Origin of the sequence: Pseudomonas sp. 8209 (assembly GCF_028682105.1) — a bacterium.
In the GTDB taxonomy this organism is placed as follows: Bacteria; Pseudomonadota; Gammaproteobacteria; order Pseudomonadales; family Pseudomonadaceae; genus Aquipseudomonas; species Aquipseudomonas palmensis.
The window spans coordinates 45,439-66,895 of sequence record NZ_JANIAH010000003.1; the positions used below are offsets into that span (position 1 = coordinate 45,439).

Genomic DNA, 21,457 nt, shown 5'->3' on the forward strand with positions numbered 1-21,457 from the left:
TGCGGCCTGACACGGCCCGCCACGCGGGCGATATGCCAGTCAGAGTGAAAATCGAAGGGAGAGTTCCTCAGGCGCGCCCCAGGACGGGGCGCGCCGATCAACGGCGTCAGGCCAGGGCAGGGCGCAGCGAATAGGTCTTGAGCTGTGCGGCGAAGTCGCGCAGCGACTGGATACCGCTGGCCTCGGCCTCGTGTACCCAGTCCTTCATCGCGGCCAGCATGTCGTGGCCGTTGGCACTGGTGCGTGCCCAGATCTGCTGCAGGGCCAGGCGCTTCTCGTAGATGGTCTTGAGTGCCTGGCTGTGCGCCAGCATCGACTCGATGCGCTGGTGGTGGCGGTCTTCGAGCAGGCTCGGCTCGCGCGAAAGCAGGCGCTTGGCGCGGCGGAACTGGTGGCGCACCGAGTCGTCCACGCGCATCAGCTCCTGCTTGACCAACGGCGCGATCACCAGCTTGCGGTACTGCGCCATGATCTGGAAGCGGTTGTTGAGGATCGCCATGGCGGTGTCCATGTCGAGCTGGCCCTTGCCCTCGACGCGGTGCGCGATGGGTGCCACGCGCTGCACCTTGGCCAGGCGCAGCCAGGTGAACAGCTTGATCCACGCCCAGCCCATGTCGAACTCCCAGCGCCTGACCGAAAGCTTGGCCGAGTTGGGGTAGGTGTGGTGGTTGTTGTGCAGCTCTTCGCCGCCGATGATGATGCCCCACGGCACCAGGTTGGTGGCGGCATCGCGGCATTCGAAGTTGCGGTAGCCCACCGCGTGACCCAGGCCGTTGACCACGCCGGCGGCCCAGAACGGAATCCACATCATCTGCACTGCCCAGATGGTGATGCCGATGGTGCCGAACAGCAGCACGTCGATCAGCGCCATCAGCGCGATGCCGCCCAGCTTGTAGCGCGAGTACAGGTTGCGTTCGATCCAGTCCTCGGGGCAGTTCTTGCCGTAGATGCGCAGGGTCTCGGGGTTCTGCGCTTCTTCGCGGTACAGCTCGGCACCCTTGCGCAGCACCGTGGACAGGCCCTTGATGACCGGGCTGTGCGGGTCGTCGACGGTTTCGCACTTGGCGTGGTGCTTGCGGTGGATGGCGGTCCATTCGCGGGTGTTCTGCGCCGTGGTCAGCCACAGCCAGAAGCGGAAGAAGTGCTTGAGCCCGGCATTGAGCTCCAGGGAGCGGTGCGCGGAATAGCGGTGCAGATAAACCGTGACCGCGACGATCGTCACGTGGGTCATCAGCAGGGTGACGGCCAGCAGTTGCCAGGCTGACAGGTCGAGAAAACCGTTGTACCACATAGGCGGGTGGGCCCTCGTAAAGCGAAAGAAACAGCGCAAAGTATTATCCCTACCCTACTAAATAAAACCAGTCGGCGTTTTAGATAGGAGGTCACGGGATATTTCTACCCCTATAATGGCCATCATTTTGCCCTGGGTTCCAGCGACTCTATGTCTGTATCCGTTCGAGACGCCCTGCGTATGTCCGCGCTGTATCTGGTGCTGTCGGTCATGTGGTTGGTGCTGTCTGATCAAATACTGAGCAATCTTTTCGATGATCCCGCCCAGCTGGCACGCTGGGAACTGATCAACGCCTACGCGTGGATGGGCTGCAGCGCTGCGCTGATCTTCGTGTCGCGCTGGCGCCTGCTCAATTTCATCGGCGTGGGCGCGCGCCTGCGCCGCGAGGACCGCGAGCGCCTGCGCATGGCCGCAGCGGTGTTCGACAGCACCCTCGAAGGGGTGCTGGTGAGCGACCGCGACGGCCTGATCGTGCACGTCAACCGGGCGTTCATGCAGATCACCGGCTACCAGAAGGACGAGGTGCTGGGCCAGCGCCCAAGCAAGTTCAAGTCGGGCCGCCACGACACCGCGTTCTACCAGCAGATATTCGCCACCCTGGCCGAGAAGGGCGAATGGAGCGGCGAAATCTGGAACCGGCGCAAGAACGGCGAGATCTACCCGCAGTGGCAGACCATCTGCGCCATTCACGACGACAGCGGCCAGCTGACCCACTACGTGGCGGTGTTCAGCGACATCAGCGCGATCAAGCACACCGAGCGCGAGCTGGCGCACCTGGTGCACCACGACCCGCTCACCGACCTGCCCAACCGCCTGCTGTTCAACGACCGGGTCAAGCAGACCCTGGCTGCGGCCCAGGCCAACAAGCGCGGCTGTGCCCTGTTGCTGCTGGACCTGGACCACTTCCAGAGCATCAACGACAGCCTCGGCCACAACACCGGCGACCAGTTGCTCAAGGCCGTGAGCGAACGCCTGCTGGCCCAGCTGGGCACCGGCATGACCCTGGCGCGGCTGGGCGGCGACGAGTTTGCCGTGCTATCCGAGAACTGCGCCCAGGTCGGCCAGGCCGCTGCCCTGGCGCAAGGCATCATCGATTGCCTCAAGGAGCCGTTCGAGCTCGACCACCATCGCCTGTTCACCAGCGTCAGCATCGGCATCAGCCTGTTCCCCAGCGATGCGCTGAGCGCCGAGCAATTGCTGCGCAACGCCGACTCGGCACTGTTCAAGGCCAAGGGCAATGGCCGCTCGGGGTACGCCCTGTACACCGAGGAGCTGACCGCCCATGCCCAGCAGCGGGTCGAGACGGCCGGCGAGCTGCGCCGTGCCCTGGAGCAGCAGGAGCTGCGGGTGTACTACCAGCCGGTGCACGACCTGCTCACCGGTGCCATGATCGGCGTCGAGGCACTGGTGCGCTGGCAGCACCCCGAGCGCGGGCTGGTGCCGCCGGGCGAGTTCATCCCGATTGCCGAACGCACCGGGCTGATTGCCGAGATCGACACCTGGGTGATGCGCCAGGCCTGCCAGCAGATGGTGCAGTGGCAGGCCGAGGGCAAGGCCCTGAGGTTTGTCGCGGTCAACGTGTCCAGCCGCCTGTTCGGCAAGCGCAGCCTGTACCAACTGGTGGCCCAGGTGCTGCACGACACCGGGCTGGACCCGGCGCGGCTGGAGGTCGAGGTGACCGAAAGCGCGGTGATGGAAGACCCCGAGGTGGCGCTGGAGCAGTTGCACCGCCTGCGCGAGCTGGGCCTGCAACTGGCCATCGACGATTTCGGTACCGGTTACTCCTCGCTGCTGCGGCTCAAGCGCCTGCCGGTGCAGAAGCTCAAGATCGACCAGGGCTTCGTGGCGGGCCTGCCCCATGACGATGATGACGTCGCCATCGTGCGGGTGATCATCGCCCTGGCGCGCAGCATGGGCATGCAGATCCAGGCCGAGGGCATCGAAGAGGCCGAGCAGGCGCGCTTCCTGCTGGAGCAGCAGTGCGACATGGGCCAGGGCTACTGGTACGGTCGACCGGTGCCTGCGCAGCAACTGCGCTGGTCCTGAGGGCCCTTTCGCGGGGCAAGCCCGCTCCCACAGGGGCCGGTGGAGAACCGTGTGGGAGCGGGCTTGACCCGCGATGGGCTGCAAAGCAGCCCGCCTCTGCACTTTTTAGTTATATAAAAATTCTTAAATAGTATTTTTAAGAATATTCCACCCTCTCTAAGATTGCCCTCAAGCCAGGCGCAGTCGTCCCCTTCAGATGCAGCTGCACGGCACCCCTTATTTCCAGGAGCACGAGCATGAGCGCATCTCTGCGTAGCGTTGACGGACAGGACGAAGCCACCATTCTGCGCGAGATCCAGAGCGCATTGCGCGACCTGCGTTTCGGCGCGGTGGAAATCACCGTGCACAACGCCCAGGTCGTGCAGATCGAACGCAAGGAAAAATTCCGCCTGCAGAATCCAGGCAACAAGCCCAGCTGATTCAGCCCTCTAATTAGAAAAAAATACGCCAATCGGGAGCTTCACCATGTCCATCCGCCGTTATGCCCTGGCCGCACTGGCCAGTGCCGTGTTTGCCGGTTCCGCCATCGCCAAGGACTACGAGCTGTTGAACGTGTCCTATGACCCCACCCGCGAGCTGTATCAGCAGTACAACGCCGAATTCATCAAGCACTGGCAGCAGGCGCACCCGGACGACAAGGTCAAGATCCAGCAGTCCCACGGTGGCTCGGGCAAGCAGGGCCGTGCGGTGATCGACGGCCTGCGCGCCGACGTGGTGACCCTGGCCCTGGCCGGCGACATCGACGAAATCGCCAAGCTCGGCAAGACGCTGCCGGAGAACTGGCAGACCCGCCTGCCCGACGCCAGCACCCCGTACACCTCGACCATCGTGTTCCTGGTGCGCAAGGGCAACCCCAAGGGCATCAAGGACTGGGGCGACCTGATCAAGAAGGACGTGTCGGTGATCACGCCCAACCCGAAAACTTCCGGTGGCGCGCGCTGGAACTTCCTCGCCGCCTGGGCCTACGGCCTGAAGGCCGGCGGCAGCGAAGCCAAGGCCCAGGAATACGTGCAGGAGCTGTTCAAGCACGTGCCGGTACTGGACACCGGCGCCCGCGGCTCGACCATCACCTTCGTCAACAATGGTCAGGGCGACGTGCTGCTGGCCTGGGAAAACGAAGCCTTCCTGGCCCTCAAGGAAGACGGTGGCGCCGACAAGTTCGACATCGTCGTGCCGTCGCTGTCGATCCTGGCCGAGCCGCCGGTGGCGGTGGTGGACAAGAACGCCGAGAAAAAGGGCAATACCGCGATCGCCACCGAATACCTCAAGTACCTGTACAGCCCGGCCGGCCAGAAGATCGCCGCCGAGAACTTCTACCGCCCGCGTGACGAGAAGGTCGCTGCCGAATACGCCAAGCAGTTCCCTAAACTCGAACTGGTGACTATCGACAAAGACTTCGGTGGCTGGAAAACTGCGCAGCCCAAGTTCTTCAACGATGGTGGTGTGTTCGACCAGATCTACACGGCGCAGTGATGCGTGGCCGTTAGGATAATCGCCATTCAGTAGCCAGCATGGGCCCGGGATTCGTCTCGGGCTTCGTGCGTTAAACCAGGGACTTCTATGTCGCGTCGTATCTCCCCCGTCATACCCGGCTTCGGGCTGACGCTGGGCTACACCTTGGTGTACCTCAGCCTGATAGTGCTCATACCGCTGGCGGCCATGTTCATCCATGCCGCCCAGCTCACCTGGGACCAGTTCTGGACCATCGTCACCGCACCCCGGGTGCTGGCCGCGCTCAAGCTCAGCTTCAGCACCGCGTTCTATGCGGCGCTGATCAACGGCGTGATCGGCACGCTGCTGGCCTGGGTGCTGGTGCGCTACACCTTCCCAGGGCGCAAGGTCATCGATGCGATGATCGACCTGCCGTTCGCCCTGCCCACCGCCGTGGCCGGCATCGCCCTGACCGCGCTGTATGCGCCGTCCGGTCTGGTGGGCCAGTTCGCCACCGACCTGGGCTTCAAGATCGCCTACACGCCGCTGGGCATCACCCTGGCGCTGACCTTCGTGACCCTGCCGTTCGTGGTGCGCACGGTGCAGCCGGTGCTGGCCGACATCCCGCGCGAGGTCGAAGAGGCCGCCGCGTGCCTGGGGGCCAAGCCGCTGCAGGTGTTCCGCTACGTGCTGGCGCCGGCGCTGCTGCCGGCCTGGCTGACCGGCTTCGCGCTGGCCTTCGCACGGGGTGTGGGCGAGTACGGTTCGGTGATCTTCATCGCCGGCAACATGCCGATGAAGACCGAGATCCTGCCGTTGTTGATCATGGTCAAGCTCGACCAGTACGACTACACCGGCGCCACCGCCATCGGCGTGATGATGCTGGTGGTTTCCTTCATCCTGCTGCTGCTGATCAACCTGTTGCAGCGGCGCATCGAAACCCCGTGAAGGAGGCCTGACCCATGTCTGCATCATCTGTTGGTGTGGCCGCTTCGGCCAACGCTGCCCGCCGTGGCAGCGCGATTTCACGGCGCGTGCTGATCGGCCTCGGCTGGCTGATCTTCGCGCTGTTTCTGCTGCTGCCGCTGTTCATCGTGGTGTCCCAGGGCCTGAAGATGGGCCTGGGCACCTTCTTCGAGGCGATCTTCGAGCCCGACGCGCTGTCGGCGCTCAAGCTCACCCTGATCGCGGTGGCCATCTCGGTGCCGCTGAACCTGGTGTTCGGGGTCAGCGCGGCGTGGTGCGTGAGCAAGTACAGCTTCCCCGGCAAGAGCATCCTGGTGACCCTGATCGACCTGCCGTTCTCGGTGTCGCCGGTGATCGCCGGTCTTGTCTACGTGCTGATGTTCGGTGCCCAGGGCTTCTTCGGCCCGTGGCTGCAGGACCATGACATCCAGATCGTGTTCGCCCTGCCCGGCATCGTGCTGGCGACCATCTTCGTCACCGTGCCGTTCGTGGCGCGCGAGCTGATCCCGCTGATGCAGGAGCAGGGCACCCAGGAAGAGGAGGCTGCACGCCTGCTCGGGGCCAACGGCTGGCAGATGTTCTGGCATGTCACCGTACCCAACATCAAATGGGGCCTGATCTATGGCGTGGTGCTGTGCACGGCGCGCGCGATGGGCGAGTTCGGTGCGGTGTCGGTGGTGTCCGGGCATATTCGCGGGGTGACCAACACCTTGCCGCTGCATGTCGAGATCCTCTACAACGAATACAACCATGTCGCGGCCTTCAGCGTGGCCAGCCTGCTGCTGATCCTGGCGCTCTTCATCCTGCTGCTCAAGCAGTGGAGCGAGTCCCGCATTAACCGCCTGCGCCACAGCGCCGCGGAGGAATAATTCATGTCGATCGAAGTTCGTAACGTCAGCAAGCGCTTCAACGCTTTCCAGGCCCTGGACAGCATCAACCTGGATATCCACAGCGGCGAGCTGGTGGCCCTGCTGGGCCCGTCCGGCTGCGGCAAGACCACCCTGCTGCGCATCATCGCCGGTCTCGAGACGCCGGACCAGGGCAGCATCGTGTTTCATGGCGAGGACGTGTCGGGGCACGACGTGCGTGATCGCAACGTCGGCTTCGTGTTCCAGCACTACGCGCTGTTTCGCCACATGAGCGTGTTCGACAACGTCGCCTTCGGCCTGCGCATGAAGCCCAAGGGCGAGCGCCCGAACGAGACGCGCATTGCCGAGAAGGTCCACGAGCTGCTGAACATGGTGCAGTTGGACTGGCTCAGCGACCGCTACCCCGAGCAACTGTCCGGTGGCCAGCGCCAGCGTATCGCCCTGGCGCGGGCGCTGGCGGTAGAGCCCAAGGTGCTGCTGCTGGACGAGCCGTTCGGTGCGCTGGACGCCAAGGTGCGCAAGGAGCTGCGTCGCTGGCTGGCGCGGTTGCACGAAGACATCAACCTGACCTCGGTGTTCGTGACCCACGACCAGGAAGAAGCCATGGAAGTGGCCGACCGTATCGTGGTGATGAACAAGGGCGTGATCGAGCAGATCGGCTCGCCGGGCGAGGTATACGAGAACCCGGCCAGCGACTTCGTCTACCACTTTCTGGGCGACTCCAACCGCCTGCACCTGAGCGAGGACCAGCACGTGCTGTTCCGTCCGCACGAAGTGTCGCTGTCGCGGCAGGAGGTGGAAGGCCACCACGCAGCTGAAGTGCGTGACATCCGCCCGTTGGGCGCGACCACGCGGGTGACGCTGAAGGTGGAAGGGCAGAGCGAGCTGATCGAGGCCGAGGTGGTCAAGGACCACGACAGCCTGACCGGGTTGGCCCGTGGCGAGACGTTGTTCTTCAAGCCGAAGGTGTGGCAGAAGGTCGGCAATATCTGAGGCCTTACGGGCCTCATCGCGGGTCAAGCCCGCTCCCACAGGGATACCACTGATCCAAGGGGCAGTGGAGTACCTGTGGGAGCGGGCTTGACCCGCGACGGGCCGCGAAGCGGCCCGCCTCACCACACCCCGATCTTCACCACGCTGTCCGCCTGCGGCTCCCCGTAGCGGAACCGCTCCCCCCGCCGCTCGATCTCCGCATGGCTGATCGTGGTGCGGCGCTTGAGCCCGCGCAGCCACTGCAACAGGTACCCCTGATGCACCTCGCGCACGCCGGCATGCGCCGGATCATCGCCCAGGTCGTGCCGCTCCTGCGGGTCTTCCTGCAGGTCGAACAGCTGCGCCCTGAAGCCGTCATACGCGATGTACTTGAAGCGCTCGCTGCGCACCATGGTCATGCGGCAACGGTCGATCGGCTGCCCCAGCCGCTCCCGCGCCGGGGTCTGGAACGCATAGTCGTACTCGGCAATCGCGTATTCGCGCCATCCCTGCGCCGTACCGTGCAGCAACGGTACCAGTGACCGCCCCTCCAGCCGATGCTCGGCCCCCGGCAATCCCAGTGCGTCCAGAAACGTCGGCAGCGCATCGATGGTCTCCACCAGCCGCGCATCCACCGTGCCGCGGGTGGCATCTGCCGCCCCACGCGGGTCACGCACGATCAACGGCACTCCCACCGCCTGCTCCAGCAGAAACTCCTTCTCCCCCAGCCCGTGGTCGCCCAGAAAATCACCGTGGTCGCTGGTGAACACGATCAGCGTGTCGTCCCAGCGCCCGGTGCGTCGAAGCACTTCGAACAGCCGTCCGAGCTGGTCGTCCACCTGCCTGATAAGCCCCATGTAGGTGGGGATCACCTTCAGGCGCACCTCCTCGCGGGAGAAGTTCACGCTCTCCTGATGCTGGCGGAACGCGCCATACACCGGGTGATCGCTGCGCCCGCCCGGCACCGCTGGCAGCACCTGCGCCGCGCCATACAGCGCGTGGTACGGCGCCGGTGCGATGTACGGCCAGTGCGGCTTGATGTACGACAGGTGCAGGCACCACGGCTGCTCGCCCTGTTCGGTGATGAAGTCGATGGCGCGGTCGGTGGTGTACACCGTCTCCGAATGCTGCTCGGGCAGGCGCGTGGGGCGGTCGGCGTGGCGCATGTGCCAGCCGCTGAGCACCTCGCCATCTTCGCCCTGCGCTGCATTGGCCCAGTCGTGCCAGGGGTTGTCGCCGCCATAGCCGTGTTCGCGCAGGTAACGGGTGTATGGGGCGCTCTCGCGCTTGTCGGCGAACTGCGGGTCGTCGGGGTAGATACCGTCATGGCGCACATAGGCTTCGAAACCCACTTCATCGAGCTGCCTGGCCATGTCGGCGTCGATGCCCAGCTGCTGCTGCGCCTGAAGGTTCGGCGTGGCGTGGGTCTTGCCCACCAGCGCGGTGCGGATGCCGGCCGGGCGCAGGTAGTCGCCCAGGGTCAGCTCCTCCAGCGGCAGCGGCACGCTGTTCCAGGCCACCTGGTGGCTGCTCACATAGCGCCCGGTGTATGCCGACATGCGCGACGGCCCGCAGATGGTGCCTTGGGTGTAGGCGCGGCTGAAGCGCACCCCGGCAGCGGCCAGGCGGTCGATGTTGGGCGTGTGCAGGTGCGGGTGGCCGTAGCACGACAGATAATCGCGACGCAGCTGGTCGCACATGATGTACAGCACGTTGCGCACGGGGGCAGGTTGGGTCATGGCGCTCACCGGTTGAAAGTCTGGTGGGTGATTTCGCCCTGCACGCCACGCGACCACAAGCGCATTTGCCGAATACCTTCGATGCGCCCGGCGCAACACCTCAGATGGCCAGGCGCTCCAGGTTGCACAGGTCCTGGTCGGCCTGATCGGTGGCGACGATCTGCGCGATCATTGCCTCGGCCAGCGGCGACAGGCGCTGGCGCGCACGGCTGACGATGCCGTAGCGGGTGTACAGCTCCTCGCAGTCGTCGTGCAGACCGTCGATGTTCAGGCGCACCAGTTGCTGGGCGGCGCTGTGCAGCGCATCGCTGTTGGCGCTGCAGATGCCGATCGCGTCGGAGTTCAGCACCACCCCCAGCAGGCTGTAGCCGTTCTCGCACTCGACGCTGGCGGTGAAGTCCGGGCGCCCGCTCAGGTCGCTGATCACCTTGCGCAGGTTGGGCGGGCGCAGGGTCACCGCCAGGGGGTAGGCCAGCAGTTGCTCGGCGCTGACGTTCGGCAGTTGCGCCAGCGGGTGCGCGGCGCGGCAGCAGAAGTGCCAGCGGCGCGGGCGCAGGCGCACGGTGTGGTAGGCCGGGTCGGCCTCGAAGCGGCGGGTGTCGGCCACGAAGAACTCGAACTCCTCGGCCAGCAGGCGCTTGTCCAGGTTCTGCCAGTCATCCACCTGAAAGCGCACCCGTGCCCTGGGGTAGCGCCCGATGAACGTGCCGATGGCACGCGGCACCAGCCCGGCGGCCGGCGCCGGGCCGCAGCCAAAGCGCAGCTCGCCGGCCTCCAGGCCGTTGAACTGGCTGATCTCGTTGCTCAACTGATGCGCGCCGCTGACCAGCCGGCGTGCATGTTCGAGCACCACCAGGCCCTGCTTGGTCGGCGCCAGCTCCTTGCTCGACCGGTCCACCAGCAGGCACCCGGCGCTGTGTTCCAGGGCCTGGATGCTGCGGCTGAAGGCCGATTGCGAAAGGCTCACCGCGTTCGCCGCCGCCACGAAGCTGCGGTGCTCGGCAAGCGCGATCAGGTGGCGAAGCTGGCGTAGGTCGATATGCATTTTTCACATGAAAAGTATCGGGCAAATGCATTTGCTCTGCCTCGGCTGCACTCCTTATAAAGGCAATCTCTTATGCAGTAAACATATGTGAAATCATAAATAAATAACTTTAAGGAATATCAATTCCTTGCCCAGGAGCCGCCCATGCGCCCGTCTTCCCCCGCCGCACCCTTGTCTTCCCGACGGCTCAAGCGCCTGCCGCTGGCCTTGCTGCTGGCCGGCAGCGCGCATTGGCTGCCGGCCCAGGCGGCCACCGAGGCGACGCCCGAGGTCAGGCCCGACAGCCAGCTCAAGGCCGTCACCGTGACTGCGCGCCGACGTGAAGAGAGCGCCCAGGACGTGCCCACGCCGATGAGCGTGCTCGACGGCCAGGCCCTGGAAAGCCAGCGCGTGTACCGCATCCAGGACCTTCAGCAGTTGGTGCCCAGCGTCAACGTGGCCTACATGCATGCGCGCCAGTCCAGCGTGTCGATCCGCGGCCTGGGCAACAACCCGGCCAGCGACGGCCTGGAAGGCAGCGTGGGGCTGTACCTGGACAACGTCTACCTCGGCCGCCCCGGCATGGCGGTGTTCGACCTCATGGACATCGAGCAGCTCGAAGTGCTGCGCGGCCCCCAGGGCACCCTGTTCGGCAAGAACACCACTGCGGGGGTCATCAACATCAGCACCCGTGCGCCCAGCTTCACCCCCGAGCGCAGCATCGAGGCCTCGGTGGGCGAGGACGGCTACTTCCAGACCAAGGGCACGCTTTCCGGCCCGCTCACCGAGACCCTGGCCGGTCGCTTCTCGGCCTACCGCACGCGCAGCGACGGCGACATCAGCAACGAGCACGACGGCCACACCCTCAACGGCGGCGCGCGCCAGGGCTTTCGCGGGCAACTGCTGTACAAGCCCAGCGAGCAGTTCAACCTGCGCTGGATCGGCGACTACAACGAGGAAGACTCCAGCGCCGGCACCCGCGTGCTGTACAGCACCGGGCCGACCATCAACGGCGTCAACCGCTATGAAAGCCGTGCGGCGGCGGCCGGCGCCACGCTGGTCGACGGCCGCCACCGCAAGGTCAACCTGGACGACGACCAGAAGGTCACGGTGTTCCAGGGCGGCACCTCGCTGGAGGCCAACTGGACCCTGGACAACGACTTCACCCTGACCTCCATCAGCAGCTACCGCTGGTGGGACTTCACCCCGCGCAACGACGACGGCCTGGATGTGCCGGCGACCTACAACGCCGGGGTGTCGGTGCAAGACAAGCAGTACTCCCAGGAATTTCGCCTGGCCTCGACCACGGGCGGCTTCTTCGACTACGTACTGGGCGCGTACTACTTCGGCTCCAACCTGGACAACAAGTCCTTCGCCTTCTACGGCCCCCAGGCCGACGTGTGGAACGGCACGCCGACCGGTGCGCTGGCCAACGTCAGCTCTGTGGGCAAGGGGCACATCAAGACCGACAGCTTCGCCCTGTTCGGTCAGGGCACCTGGCACCTCACCCCGCGCCTGGACTTCACCGCCGGGATACGCGGCACCTACGAAGAGAAAAGCGCCTGGGTCAACCGCAGCGCCCCGGTGGGCGGCGCTGCGGTCAGCGGGGCGGCGGCAGCGGTACGCCAGGGACGGGCCGGTGCGTATGACTCGGGCGACCTCAACCAGTACAGCACCAGCCCCTCGGGCCTGCTCAACCTCAGTTACCGCTTCACCGACGACCTGCTGGGCTACGCCACGCTGTCCCACGGCGAGAAGTCCGGCGGGGTCAACCTGGCGGTGGGCACCGCACCGGTGGCTGGCGCCGACTCGTTGCTGATCGGCACCGAGCGCGCCAACAACGCCGAACTGGGCTTCAAGAGCACCCTGTGGGACCGCCGCCTGCAACTGAACGCCAACCTGTTCTGGACCCAGGTCGACGGCTACCAGACCAACGCCTACGACGACGCCAACCGCGTGCAGTACCTGACCAACGCAGGCTCGGTGCGCTCACGCGGGGTCGAGTTCGACAGCACCCTGGTGCCGCTGCGCGGCCTTACGCTGAACCTCAACGGCTCGTTCAACGACGTGCGCTACCTCGCCTACAAGGACGCCCCGTGCGCGCCGGAGGTGGCTCTGCAACCGGGTGCCCCGGCCGCCTGCGACCTCAGCGGGCATCAGGTGGTCGGCGCCTCCAAATGGATCGCCAACGCCAACGGCCAGTACCAGTGGGACCTGGACAACGGCCTGCAGCCCTATGTCACCGCCAGCTATGCGTTCCGCTCCAGGGCGGTGGGCACGGTCGAGGACTCGGACTTCGCGCAGATCCCCAGCTACGCCGTGGTCAACCTCAGTACCGGCCTGCGCGGCGATGCCGGGGGCGGGCAGTGGGACGTGTCGCTATGGCTGAAGAACGCCTTCGACAAGACCTACTACACCACCCTGTGGAGCGCCGCCAACGGCGGCTACGAAGGGCTGCTCGGCACCCCGCGGACCCTGGGCGTGACCGGTCGCTATGATTTCTGAGGGGTTTTTCGATGCCTTTGGCGAATATTTTCGATGCCGCAAAGGCATTGCCAGATCAGCAATGCCCTCCAGCCCTTGATTGGCGCGGGCTAGAGCGGTTCAGCGGTTTTGTATATGCGATCAGGTTCTATCCATAACTTCAAAGATTACTTTAAGAGATAAGCAGCACGCGTCGATCATCCACCTCAGCGAAGGCCGGCCAGACCGGGCGGCCTCCGATGCACATGCACCGAACCTCCCAGGAGTTGATCAATGGGTAATGTCCAGACCGCCGCCAGTGCTCTCGATGTGCTTTGGCGCCAGGCGCCGGGCGGCGAGCTGGTCGACCTCGGTCGGCCGCACCGGTTGCCGCTGGCGCAACAGCGCTTGCAGCGCACCCCGCGTAGTGCCTTGAAGGGCCGCGAGAAGGTGCTGCTCGGGGTTTTCGCGCTGGTGCTGCATGGTGCCGTGGCCTACTGGGTCAGCCAGGCACCGGCCCCGGTGTTGCCGGTGGTTCCACCGGAAATCCCGCCGATGACCATCGAGTTTTCCCAGCCGGCGCCACCGGTTGTCGAGCCGCCGCCCCCGGCGCCGGCCGAGCCTGTGGTGGAGCCGCCACCGCCGGTGGTCGACGAGTTGGCCGTCAAGCCGCCACCGCCCAAGCCGGTACCCAAGCCCAAGCCAAAGCCGGTGCCCAAGCCCGTGCCCAAGCCTGCGCCCAAACCGGTCGAGCCGCCGCCGGCACCGCCACAACCTGCCGCCCCGCCTGCGCCACCTGCCCCGGCGCCGGTGACCCCGGCTTCGGCCAGCGCGGCGTACCTGAAGAACCCGGCGCCGGAATACCCGTCGCTGGCCCAGCGTCGCGGCTGGGAAGGCACCGTGCTGCTGCGGGTGCATGTGTTGCCCAGCGGCAAGCCTGGCGAGATCCAGTTGCAGAAGAGCAGTGGTCGCCAGCAGCTCGACGACGCCGCGCTGGCGGCGGTAAAGCGCTGGAGCTTCGTGCCGGCCAAGCAGGGCGACGTGGCCCAGGCGGGCTGGGTCAGCGTACCGATCGATTTCAAGATTCGCTAAAAATTTCGCGCTAACAGAGAGAAACCATCATGAGTGTATTGGCATCCCCCCTTGAATCCATCGAAAGCGCGGTGATCTGGCTGCTGGTGGTGTTTTCCGTCGCGACCTGGGGCCTGGCCCTGGTCAAGGGCTTGCAGTTCGCCCGTCTTAAGAACCAGGACAAGCGCTTCCACAAGCAGTTCTGGGCGGCCTCAAGCCTTGATTCGGCCGCCGAACTCACCCAGACACAGCCCGGCGCTGCCGCCCGCGTGGCCCAGGCCGGCTACGCCGCCATCGCGGTGGGCGAGCCCGGCCAGGCCAATGACCTGAGCCAGGCGATCAACCACCAGGACCGCCTCGAACGCGCCCTGCGCCAGCAGATCGTGCGTGAGCGCCGCTCGCTGGAAACCGGCCTGGCGGTGGTGGCCAGTATCGGCAGCACGTCGCCGTTCATCGGCCTGTTCGGTACCGTGTGGGGCATCATGGAAGCGCTCAAGGGCATCAGTGCGGCGGGCTCGGCGAGCCTGGAAACCGTGGCCGGGCCGATTGGTGCGGCGCTGGTGGCCACGGGTGTGGGGATCGCGGTCGCGGTGCCGGCGGTGCTGGTTTACAACTACTTCCTGCGTCGCCTGAAACTCACGGCGGCCGACCTCGACGACTTTGCCCACGACTTCTACAGCCTGGCGCAGAAGAGTGCCTTCCGCGTGCTGGTGCACCCTGCGCTTCACAAAGCTGCAACAGTGAGCGGCCAACCTGTGAAAGAGGCGTCCTGACATGGCCTTTTCTACCCAGGACAGTGACGAGGTACTCAGCGAGATCAACGTGACGCCGCTGGTGGACGTGATGCTGGTGCTGCTGGTGGTGTTCATCGTGACCGCGCCGTTGTTGACCAACGCGATCCCGATCAGCCTGCCCAAGACCGAGGCCGTGGCCCCGGTGGAGCAGAAGGACCCGCTGGTGGTGAGCATCGATGGGGGCGGCAAGTTGTTCATCAACAAGGACGAGATCCAGCCGGACTTGCTGGAGACCAGCTTGCAGGCGGCCAAGGCCAAGGACCCGGAGGTACGCGTGCAACTGCAGGCGGACGACGGTGTGAATTATGGGGAAGTGGCGCGCGCCATGGCCTCGATCGAGCGGGCGGGTATCACCAAGCTTTCGGTGATCACCGCGCGTTGAACACGATGCAACGGTAAGGGCAACGCATTCGGGGGCCGTATCCTGGCAGGGGACGGCCCCTTTTTTTATGCCCGTTCCGAAGGCGCCGATACCAGCGCCCACAGGGTTGCACACAGTATTCGGAAAGCAGTTTTGGTTATTAATAAATAGCTTCTTATTCCTTTACGAATATAACCCCCGCCCTATACTTGCCCTCATGCAATGCAAACCCAGCAGGAGGCATCTCATGCGCAATGAGTCGATTCGTTACCTGATTGTGCCGGGCTGGCAAGGATCGCCAGACGATCACTGGCAAACCCACTGGCAGAACAGCCTGCCCAACAGTGCCCGCGTCGAACAGGCCGACTGGATCACCCCGCGTCGTGAAGACTGGGTTGCCGCGCTCGAACATGCCATCGCCGCCGACACCTCGCCGGTGATCCTGATCGCCCACAGCCTGGGCTGCATCACCGTCGCGCATTGGGCCGCCCACGCCAGCGAAACCCTGCTGCAGCAGGTACGTGGCGCACTGCTGGTGGCCCCGGCCGACGTCGAACGCCCGGCCTGTGCACCGGCCCTGCGCAACTTCGCGCCGATTCCGCAGAACCTGCTGCCGTTTCCCAGCCAGGTGGTCACCTCCGACAACGATCCGGCGGTCAGTGCGCCACGGGCGATGCAACTGGCCCGCGCCTGGGGCGCAGAAGCCGGTGTGCTCGGCGGCGCCGGGCATATCAACGTCAAGTCTGGACACCGGCGCTGGGAGCAGGGCTTTGCCTACCTCTATCGCCTGCAGAGCCGCCTGGAACAGCACGCACTGCGTCGCGCCTGACCCCGGGCGCTACCCTCTTTTTCATCAAGACGTCCGCGCCGTGAGTCGCTCGGGCGGGAGTTTGCCATGAGCCTTCACGACACCTACGGCCAGCCACTGCTGACCTTCCCCGAGAGCGACAAGAGCCCGTTGAGCATCCGCGCCAAGGCGCTGGTGTTCGTCGACCCGCGCTCGCGCCAGCTGCGCGAAGAGCTGGAGCTGCTGGCGCCGCTGGCCTTGCCCGTGCTGATCCGCGGCGAAAGCGGCACCGGCAAGGAGCTGCTGGCCCGGCAGATCCACCGCGCCAGCGACCGCGGCGGGCTGTTCGTCTCGGTCAACTGCGGCGCCATCAGCCCCACCTACGCCGACGCCGAACTGTTCGGCTACAGCGCCGGCGCCCACAGTGGTACCGCCAGCAGCCGCGCCGGCTGGTTCGGCTCGGCCAACGGCGGCACGCTGTACCTGGATGAAATCGCCGACCTGCCGCTGCCGATCCAGGTCAAGCTGCTGGCCGCCCTGGAAAACCGCGAAGTCACCCGCGTTGGCGCCCAGCAACCCAACCCGGTGGACGTGCGCCTGGTGGCCGCCTCCAGCATCGACCTGGCCCAGGCTGTGGCCGCCGGCAAGTTCCACGACCGTCTCTACCACTACCTGCACGAAGGCCGCCTCGAGCTGCCCGCGTTGCGCGAGCGGGTGGGCGATATCCTGCCGCTGGCCGAGTACTTCGTGGGCATCTACAGCCCGCGCCTGAACCTGGCCGTGCCGCCGCTGCTCAGCGAGGCCGCGCAGCGGGTGCTGGAACTGCACAGCTGGCCGGGCAACACCCGCGAACTGGAAAACGTCATTCACTTCGCCCTGCTGGTCAGCAGCGGGGAGGAAATACTGCCCGAGCATCTGAACCTGCCCACTCCGCTGCAGGCGCTGGCCACGCAGCTCGACCAGCTCTGCCGCCTGGGCCAGCCGGGTGAGCGCAGTGCGTTGCAGGCCTTGCTGCAGCAGGTGTCGTTGCGTCTGGCGCAATCGGCCGCCTGAGGTCATGCGGGGCGCGCAACAAAAAATGGAATAAGCAGCTAAGCAAAAGATATTGTTAAGGAATAAAAAATCTCGGTATTGTCGCCTCCACGCCAGCTAGCACAATACTGGCACCCTCTCTTTCGCCGTCGACGATGGCTGTGATTCGAATAAGGACTGCGCATGAAAAAGGCTTTGTTGTTGACTGCATTGGCAGCCGCTCTGTCGGTTGCAGGCTTCGCCCACGCCGGACAGAAGCTGGTGGTTGCCGCCACCCCGGTGCCCCACGCCGAGATCCTCGAGCTGATCAAGCCAACCCTGGCCAAGGAAGGCGTGGACCTGGAAATCAAGGTGTTCACCGACTACGTGCAGCCCAACGTGCAGGTCGATCAGAAGCGTCTGGACGCCAACTACTTCCAGACCCTGCCCTACCTCAAGAGCTTCAACGAAGGTAAAGGCACCCACCTGGAAACCGTGATCGGCGTACACGTCGAACCGTTCGGTGGCTACTCGAAGAAGGTCAAGAGCCTGGCCGAGCTCAAGGACGGCGCCACCATCGCCATCCCCAACGAAGGCTCCAACAGTGGCCGTGCGCTGATCCTGCTGCAGAAGGCCGGGCTGATCGAACTCAAAGATCCGAAAAACGCCCTGGCCACGCCCAAGGACATCGCCAAGAACCCGCACAACTTCAAGTTCAAGGAGCTTGAGTCGGCCCTGCTGCCACGCGTGCTGGACCAGGTTGACCTGGACATGATCAACACCAACTATGCGCTGGAAGCCGGCCTGAACCCGGCCAAGGATGCCCTGGTGATCGAGGGTTCCGACTCGCCTTACGTGAACTTCCTGGTGGCGCGCCCCGACAACAAGGACAGCGACGCCATCCAGAAGCTGGCCAAGGCCCTGACCAGCCCTGAAGTGAAAGCCTTCATCGAGCAGAAATACAAAGGCGCGGTACTGCCGGCGTTCTGATTCGCCCGCTGTAGACCGCACGATGCAAAACGCCGACTCCGGTTACCGGGTCGGCGTTTTTTTTGAATGGGGTTTCAGCGTGGTGTGTTGACCGCGCGGCGCAGGGCCGTCAGCCATTTGATCAGTTCGCTGGGGTCGAGGGTCGGCTGGTCGCTGTTCATGGTGTTGTTTTCCTTGTGGGTTGAACGGCCCACGGGGCCGCGCACGACAGCTGTTTGATGGCGCGCGCGCGGGAAAGATCCCGCCTGCCACGAGGAAATTTGCGGTTAGTTTTTTGCGTGATATCAATATGCAATAAAGATATTTAAATAAATATTTTTATAGCTTTAGAGTATTACCAAAGTGCTTACCGGCACGCCCAACCCTAGCCGCCACCGCCCGTCTACCCTCGGGCCGGTTCGAGACCACCCCCATGCAGCGCACCCTGTTTCGGACGCCGAGGCCACGCCGATGAGCTTCGACGTCGCATTCATCCTCAGCACATTGCCCGCGTTTCTCAAGGCCGTCGGGGTCACCCTGCAGGTCGGCCTGATCGCCATCGCCACCTCGCTGGTGGTGGCCGTGATCAACACCGCGATCCTGGTCTACCGCACGCCCTACCTGCAGCGTGCCGTGGGCCTGTACGTGGAGCTGGCACGCAACACGCCGCTGCTGATCCAGCTGTTTTTCGTGTACTTCGCGCTGCCCAGCCTGGGCCTGAAGATTTCCGGCTTCGCCGCCGCGATCATCACCATGACGTTTCTCGGCGGGGCCTACCTGACCGAGGTGCTGCGCGCCGGTGTCGAGGCGGTGCCCGCCGCACAGCTGGAGTCCGGGCGCTCCATCGGGTTGTCCGAAGGCCAGCTGCTGCGCCACGTGATCCTGCCCCAGGCCGGCATCCTCAGCCTGCCGGCGCTGTTCGCCAACTTCATCTTCCTGCTCAAGGAAACCACCGTGGTGTCGGCGGTGGCGGTGCCCGAGATTCTCTACACCACCAAGAGCTACATCGCCCTTTACTACAAGACCTACGAAATGCTCGCGGTGCTGACGCTGATCTGCGTGCTGCTGTTCTTGCCGTTGTCGCTGCTGCTGAGCCGCCTGGAAAGGAGGTTGCAACATGGCCAGTTCGGGTCTTGAACTGCTGCTGGTGTCGCTGCCGCAACTGGCCCAGGGCGCCGCGCAAACCCTGTCGATCTCGGCCCTGGGCATCGCCTTCAGCACCCTGGGCGGGGTGCTCTACGGCGTGCTCGCCACCCTCGGCAAGCGCAGCGTGAACCTGGTGCTGCGGGTGTACCTGGAGCTGTTTCGGGCGATACCGGTACTGGTGTGGCTGTACCTGCTGTTCTTCGGCCTGCCGATCTTCTTTGCCGTGAGCATTCCCAGCTTCTGGTGCGCGGTGCTGGTGCTGTCGCTGTGGGGTGCCAGCGAGGTGGGCGAGGTGGTGCGCGGTGCACTGCATTCGCTGCCGCGCGGGCAACGCGAGGCGGGGCTGTCGATCGGCCTGGATGGCTGGCAGCTGTATGGCTACGTGCTGCTGCCCCAGGCACTCAAGCGCATGACCCCGCCGACCATCAACATCTACACGCGCATCATCAAGACCAGTTCGCTGGCAGTGCTGATCGGCGTGGTGGACGTGATCAAGGTGGGCCAGCAGATCATCGAGCGCACCTATGAGTCGGTGCTGATCTACGGCGCGCTGTTCCTGTTCTTCTTTTTCATCTGCTACCCGCTGTCGGCCGCCTCGCGGGCGCTGGAGCGGCGCTGGACACACGCATGAGCGCATTGATCGAGTTCAAGGGTTTCAACAAGTTCTTCGGTGAGCACCATGTGCTCAAGGGCATCGACCTGCAGGTGCGCAGCGGCGAAGTGGTGGTGATCCTGGGCCCCAGCGGCTGCGGCAAGAGCACCCTGCTGCGCTGCCTCAATGGCCTGGAAGTGGCCCACGGCGGCAGCCTGACACTGGCCGGTAAAGAGTTGCTGAGCAAGGCCACCGACTGGCGCCAGGTGCGCCAGCAGGTGGGCATGGTATTCCAGAGCTACCACCTGTTCGGCCACATGAGCGTGATGGAAAACCTGCTGCTCGGGCCGCTCAAGGTGCAGAAGCGCGAACGCCTCGAGGCCCAGGCCCAGGCCGAAGCACTGCTGGCGCGGGTGGGCCTGCTGGACAAGCGCGACGCCTATCCGCGCCAGCTTTCCGGTGGCCAGCAGCAGCGTATCGCCATTGTGCGTTCGCTGTGCATGAACCCGCAGGTGATGCTGTTCGACGAGGTGACCGCCGCCCTCGACCCGGAGATGGTCAAGGAAGTGCTGCAGGTGATCCAGGGCCTGGCCCGCGACGGCATGACCCTGTTGATCGTGACCCATGAAATGGCCTTCGCTCGCGCGGTGGCCGACCGCATCGTGTTCATGGAGGCCGGCAGGATCCTTGAACAGAGCCCCCCCGAGAGCTTCTTTACGAACCCGCAGACCGCACGCGCGCAGCAGTTCCTGGAGAAATTCTCCTTTGTCGAAAGCCTGCCCAAGACACCACACAAGGAACTGTCATGAAGACTGCCCACGCTTCAAAACTGCTGCTGTCGCTGTTCACCCTGGCCGTACTGGCCGGTTGCAACAAATCCGAAGCGCCGAGCAAGCCTGCCGCCAATGCCGCAGCGCCGGCCACCAGCTACCTGGAAACCATCAAGGCCCGCGACAAACTGATCGTCGGCGTGTTCACCGACAAGCCGCCATTCGGCTATGTGGATGAAAGCGGGCGCTATGTGGGTTTTGACACCGACATCGGTCGCGAGCTGGCCAAGTCGCTGCTGGGCGACGAGAACAAGGTCGAGTTCGTGGCCGTGGAGCCGGCCAGCCGCATTCCCTTCCTGCAGAGCGACAAGGTCGACCTGATTCTGGCCAACATGACCGTGACCCCGGAGCGCAAGGAAGCGGTGGAGTTCACCAACCCCAACCTGCGCGTGGCGGTACAGGCGCTGGTGCCCGAGGGCAGCGAGGTGAAGAAGCTCGACGACCTGGCGGCCAAGACCACCATCGTCACCACCGGCACCACGGCGGACATCTGGCTGACCAAGAACCACCCGGACTGGAAACTGCTCAAGTTCGAGAAGAACTCCGAGTCGTTGCAGGCGTTGGCCAATGGCCGTGGCGATGCGTATGCGCAGGACAACCTGATCCTGTTCAGCTGGTCCAAGCAGAACCCGGGCTACCGCGTGCTGGACGAGAAGCTGGGCGAGGAAGCGCCGATTGCGCCGGCGGTGAAGAAGGGCAACATCGAGCTGCGTGACTGGGTCAACAGCGAGCTGGCGCGTCTGGGCGAGCAGAAGTACCTGCTCAAGCTGTATGACCAGTACGTGCGCAAGGAGCTTAGCGACGACACCAAGCCGGAGAGCGTGATCGTCGAGGGCGGCAAATGGCAGGGCTGAGGCCCTGACACCGCGTCGCTCTTATCGCGGGTCAAGCCCGCTCCCACAAGGACCGTCGCTGTCTGTGTGGGAGCGGGCTTGACCCGCGACGGGCCGCCCCGCGGCCCTGCCTTCTCTCCGGCCACCGCCCTTGCCCCCCCCCCCCGCGTCTGCCCCAACGCCTTCTCCAGCACGATGCAGTTGCTCTGCACATCCTGCTCCAGCGCCGCGATCAAACGCGATGCAGGCGACAGCATCCACC

20 protein-coding genes are annotated in these 21,457 nt (G+C 64.8%); 17 read left to right on the plus strand and 3 right to left on the minus strand.

What is annotated here, in order from left to right:
* Nucleotides 1–106: 106 nt before the first annotated feature.
* Entirely contained in the window at nucleotides 107–1,291 is a 1,185-nt protein-coding gene (gene desA / locus NP552_RS06945; protein ID WP_043861303.1) for a delta-9 fatty acid desaturase DesA, read from the minus strand.
* A gap of 150 nt (nucleotides 1,292–1,441) precedes the next feature.
* Between desA and dibA the strand changes: the two genes are divergently transcribed.
* The 6 genes from dibA (at nucleotide 1,442) to NP552_RS06975 (ending at nucleotide 7,596) form a co-directional block, all read left to right on the plus strand.
* A complete protein-coding gene (dibA, locus tag NP552_RS06950) occupies nucleotides 1,442–3,337 on the plus strand; it encodes a phosphodiesterase DibA (protein WP_043861302.1) in 1,896 nt (631 codons plus the stop codon).
* A 236-nt stretch (nucleotides 3,338–3,573) separates the two neighbouring features.
* On the plus strand, nucleotides 3,574–3,756 hold the full coding sequence (oscA, locus tag NP552_RS06955; protein ID WP_007941032.1) for a sulfur starvation response protein OscA: 183 nt from the start codon (nucleotides 3,574–3,576) through the stop codon (nucleotides 3,754–3,756).
* A gap of 46 nt (nucleotides 3,757–3,802) precedes the next feature.
* Nucleotides 3,803–4,810 carry a sulfate ABC transporter substrate-binding protein gene (locus NP552_RS06960; RefSeq protein WP_043861301.1) on the plus strand — a complete coding sequence of 336 codons (1,008 nt, stop codon included), beginning with the start codon at nucleotides 3,803–3,805 and terminating at the stop codon, nucleotides 4,808–4,810.
* An 87-nt stretch (nucleotides 4,811–4,897) separates the two neighbouring features.
* Complete coding sequence (gene cysT / locus NP552_RS06965; protein ID WP_043859898.1) at nucleotides 4,898–5,716, plus strand: sulfate ABC transporter permease subunit CysT; 819 nt, start codon at nucleotides 4,898–4,900, stop codon at nucleotides 5,714–5,716.
* 14 nt (nucleotides 5,717–5,730) lie between these two features.
* Nucleotides 5,731–6,603 carry a sulfate ABC transporter permease subunit CysW gene (gene cysW, locus NP552_RS06970; RefSeq protein WP_043859899.1) on the plus strand — a complete coding sequence of 291 codons (873 nt, stop codon included), beginning with the start codon at nucleotides 5,731–5,733 and terminating at the stop codon, nucleotides 6,601–6,603.
* 3 nt (nucleotides 6,604–6,606) lie between these two features.
* The gene (locus NP552_RS06975; protein ID WP_054915893.1) at nucleotides 6,607–7,596 is read left to right on the plus strand and encodes a sulfate/molybdate ABC transporter ATP-binding protein; all 990 of its coding nucleotides are present in this window, start codon (nucleotides 6,607–6,609) and stop codon (nucleotides 7,594–7,596) included.
* Nucleotides 7,597–7,715: 119 nt separating this feature from the next.
* Here the strand turns inward: NP552_RS06975 and NP552_RS06980 are convergent, their stop codons facing one another.
* Nucleotides 7,716–9,314, minus strand: a complete 1,599-nt coding sequence (locus NP552_RS06980; protein WP_043859901.1) for an alkaline phosphatase family protein — start codon at nucleotides 9,312–9,314, stop codon at nucleotides 7,716–7,718.
* 100 nt (nucleotides 9,315–9,414) lie between these two features.
* Nucleotides 9,415–10,359 (minus strand): LysR family transcriptional regulator, encoded by a 945-nt coding sequence (locus tag NP552_RS06985; protein WP_088514085.1) that lies wholly within the window; start codon nucleotides 10,357–10,359, stop codon nucleotides 9,415–9,417.
* A gap of 144 nt (nucleotides 10,360–10,503) precedes the next feature.
* Between NP552_RS06985 and NP552_RS06990 the strand changes: the two genes are divergently transcribed.
* From NP552_RS06990 to NP552_RS07040, 11 genes are all read left to right on the plus strand, one after another.
* On the plus strand, nucleotides 10,504–12,843 hold the full coding sequence (locus NP552_RS06990; RefSeq protein WP_274096591.1) for a TonB-dependent receptor: 2,340 nt from the start codon (nucleotides 10,504–10,506) through the stop codon (nucleotides 12,841–12,843).
* Nucleotides 12,844–13,095: 252 nt separating this feature from the next.
* Entirely contained in the window at nucleotides 13,096–13,893 is a 798-nt protein-coding gene (locus tag NP552_RS06995; protein ID WP_274096592.1) for an energy transducer TonB, read from the plus strand.
* Between the two features lie 29 nt (nucleotides 13,894–13,922).
* Nucleotides 13,923–14,645, plus strand: a complete 723-nt coding sequence (locus NP552_RS07000) for a MotA/TolQ/ExbB proton channel family protein (RefSeq protein ID WP_043859905.1) — start codon at nucleotides 13,923–13,925, stop codon at nucleotides 14,643–14,645.
* A gap of 1 nt (nucleotide 14,646) precedes the next feature.
* On the plus strand, nucleotides 14,647–15,048 hold the full coding sequence (locus NP552_RS07005) for an ExbD/TolR family protein (protein ID WP_043859906.1): 402 nt from the start codon (nucleotides 14,647–14,649) through the stop codon (nucleotides 15,046–15,048).
* Nucleotides 15,049–15,274: 226 nt separating this feature from the next.
* The gene (locus tag NP552_RS07010) at nucleotides 15,275–15,856 is read left to right on the plus strand and encodes an alpha/beta hydrolase (RefSeq protein ID WP_043859907.1); all 582 of its coding nucleotides are present in this window, start codon (nucleotides 15,275–15,277) and stop codon (nucleotides 15,854–15,856) included.
* Between the two features lie 66 nt (nucleotides 15,857–15,922).
* A complete protein-coding gene (locus NP552_RS07015; protein ID WP_058541698.1) occupies nucleotides 15,923–16,867 on the plus strand; it encodes a sigma 54-interacting transcriptional regulator in 945 nt (314 codons plus the stop codon).
* A gap of 162 nt (nucleotides 16,868–17,029) precedes the next feature.
* A complete protein-coding gene (locus NP552_RS07020) occupies nucleotides 17,030–17,815 on the plus strand; it encodes a MetQ/NlpA family ABC transporter substrate-binding protein (protein WP_043859910.1) in 786 nt (261 codons plus the stop codon).
* 450 nt (nucleotides 17,816–18,265) lie between these two features.
* Nucleotides 18,266–18,931 (plus strand): amino acid ABC transporter permease, encoded by a 666-nt coding sequence (locus NP552_RS07025; protein ID WP_043859911.1) that lies wholly within the window; start codon nucleotides 18,266–18,268, stop codon nucleotides 18,929–18,931.
* Nucleotides 18,912–19,571 (plus strand): amino acid ABC transporter permease, encoded by a 660-nt coding sequence (locus NP552_RS07030; RefSeq protein ID WP_043859912.1) that lies wholly within the window; start codon nucleotides 18,912–18,914, stop codon nucleotides 19,569–19,571. The genes NP552_RS07025 and NP552_RS07030 overlap by 20 nt, the downstream gene beginning before the upstream one ends.
* Entirely contained in the window at nucleotides 19,568–20,341 is a 774-nt protein-coding gene (locus tag NP552_RS07035; RefSeq protein ID WP_274096593.1) for an amino acid ABC transporter ATP-binding protein, read from the plus strand. The genes NP552_RS07030 and NP552_RS07035 overlap by 4 nt, the downstream gene beginning before the upstream one ends.
* Nucleotides 20,338–21,216 (plus strand): transporter substrate-binding domain-containing protein, encoded by an 879-nt coding sequence (locus tag NP552_RS07040; protein ID WP_054915897.1) that lies wholly within the window; start codon nucleotides 20,338–20,340, stop codon nucleotides 21,214–21,216. Before NP552_RS07035 ends, NP552_RS07040 begins: the two co-directional genes overlap by 4 nt.
* The last annotated feature ends 241 nt before the right edge of the window (nucleotides 21,217–21,457 follow it).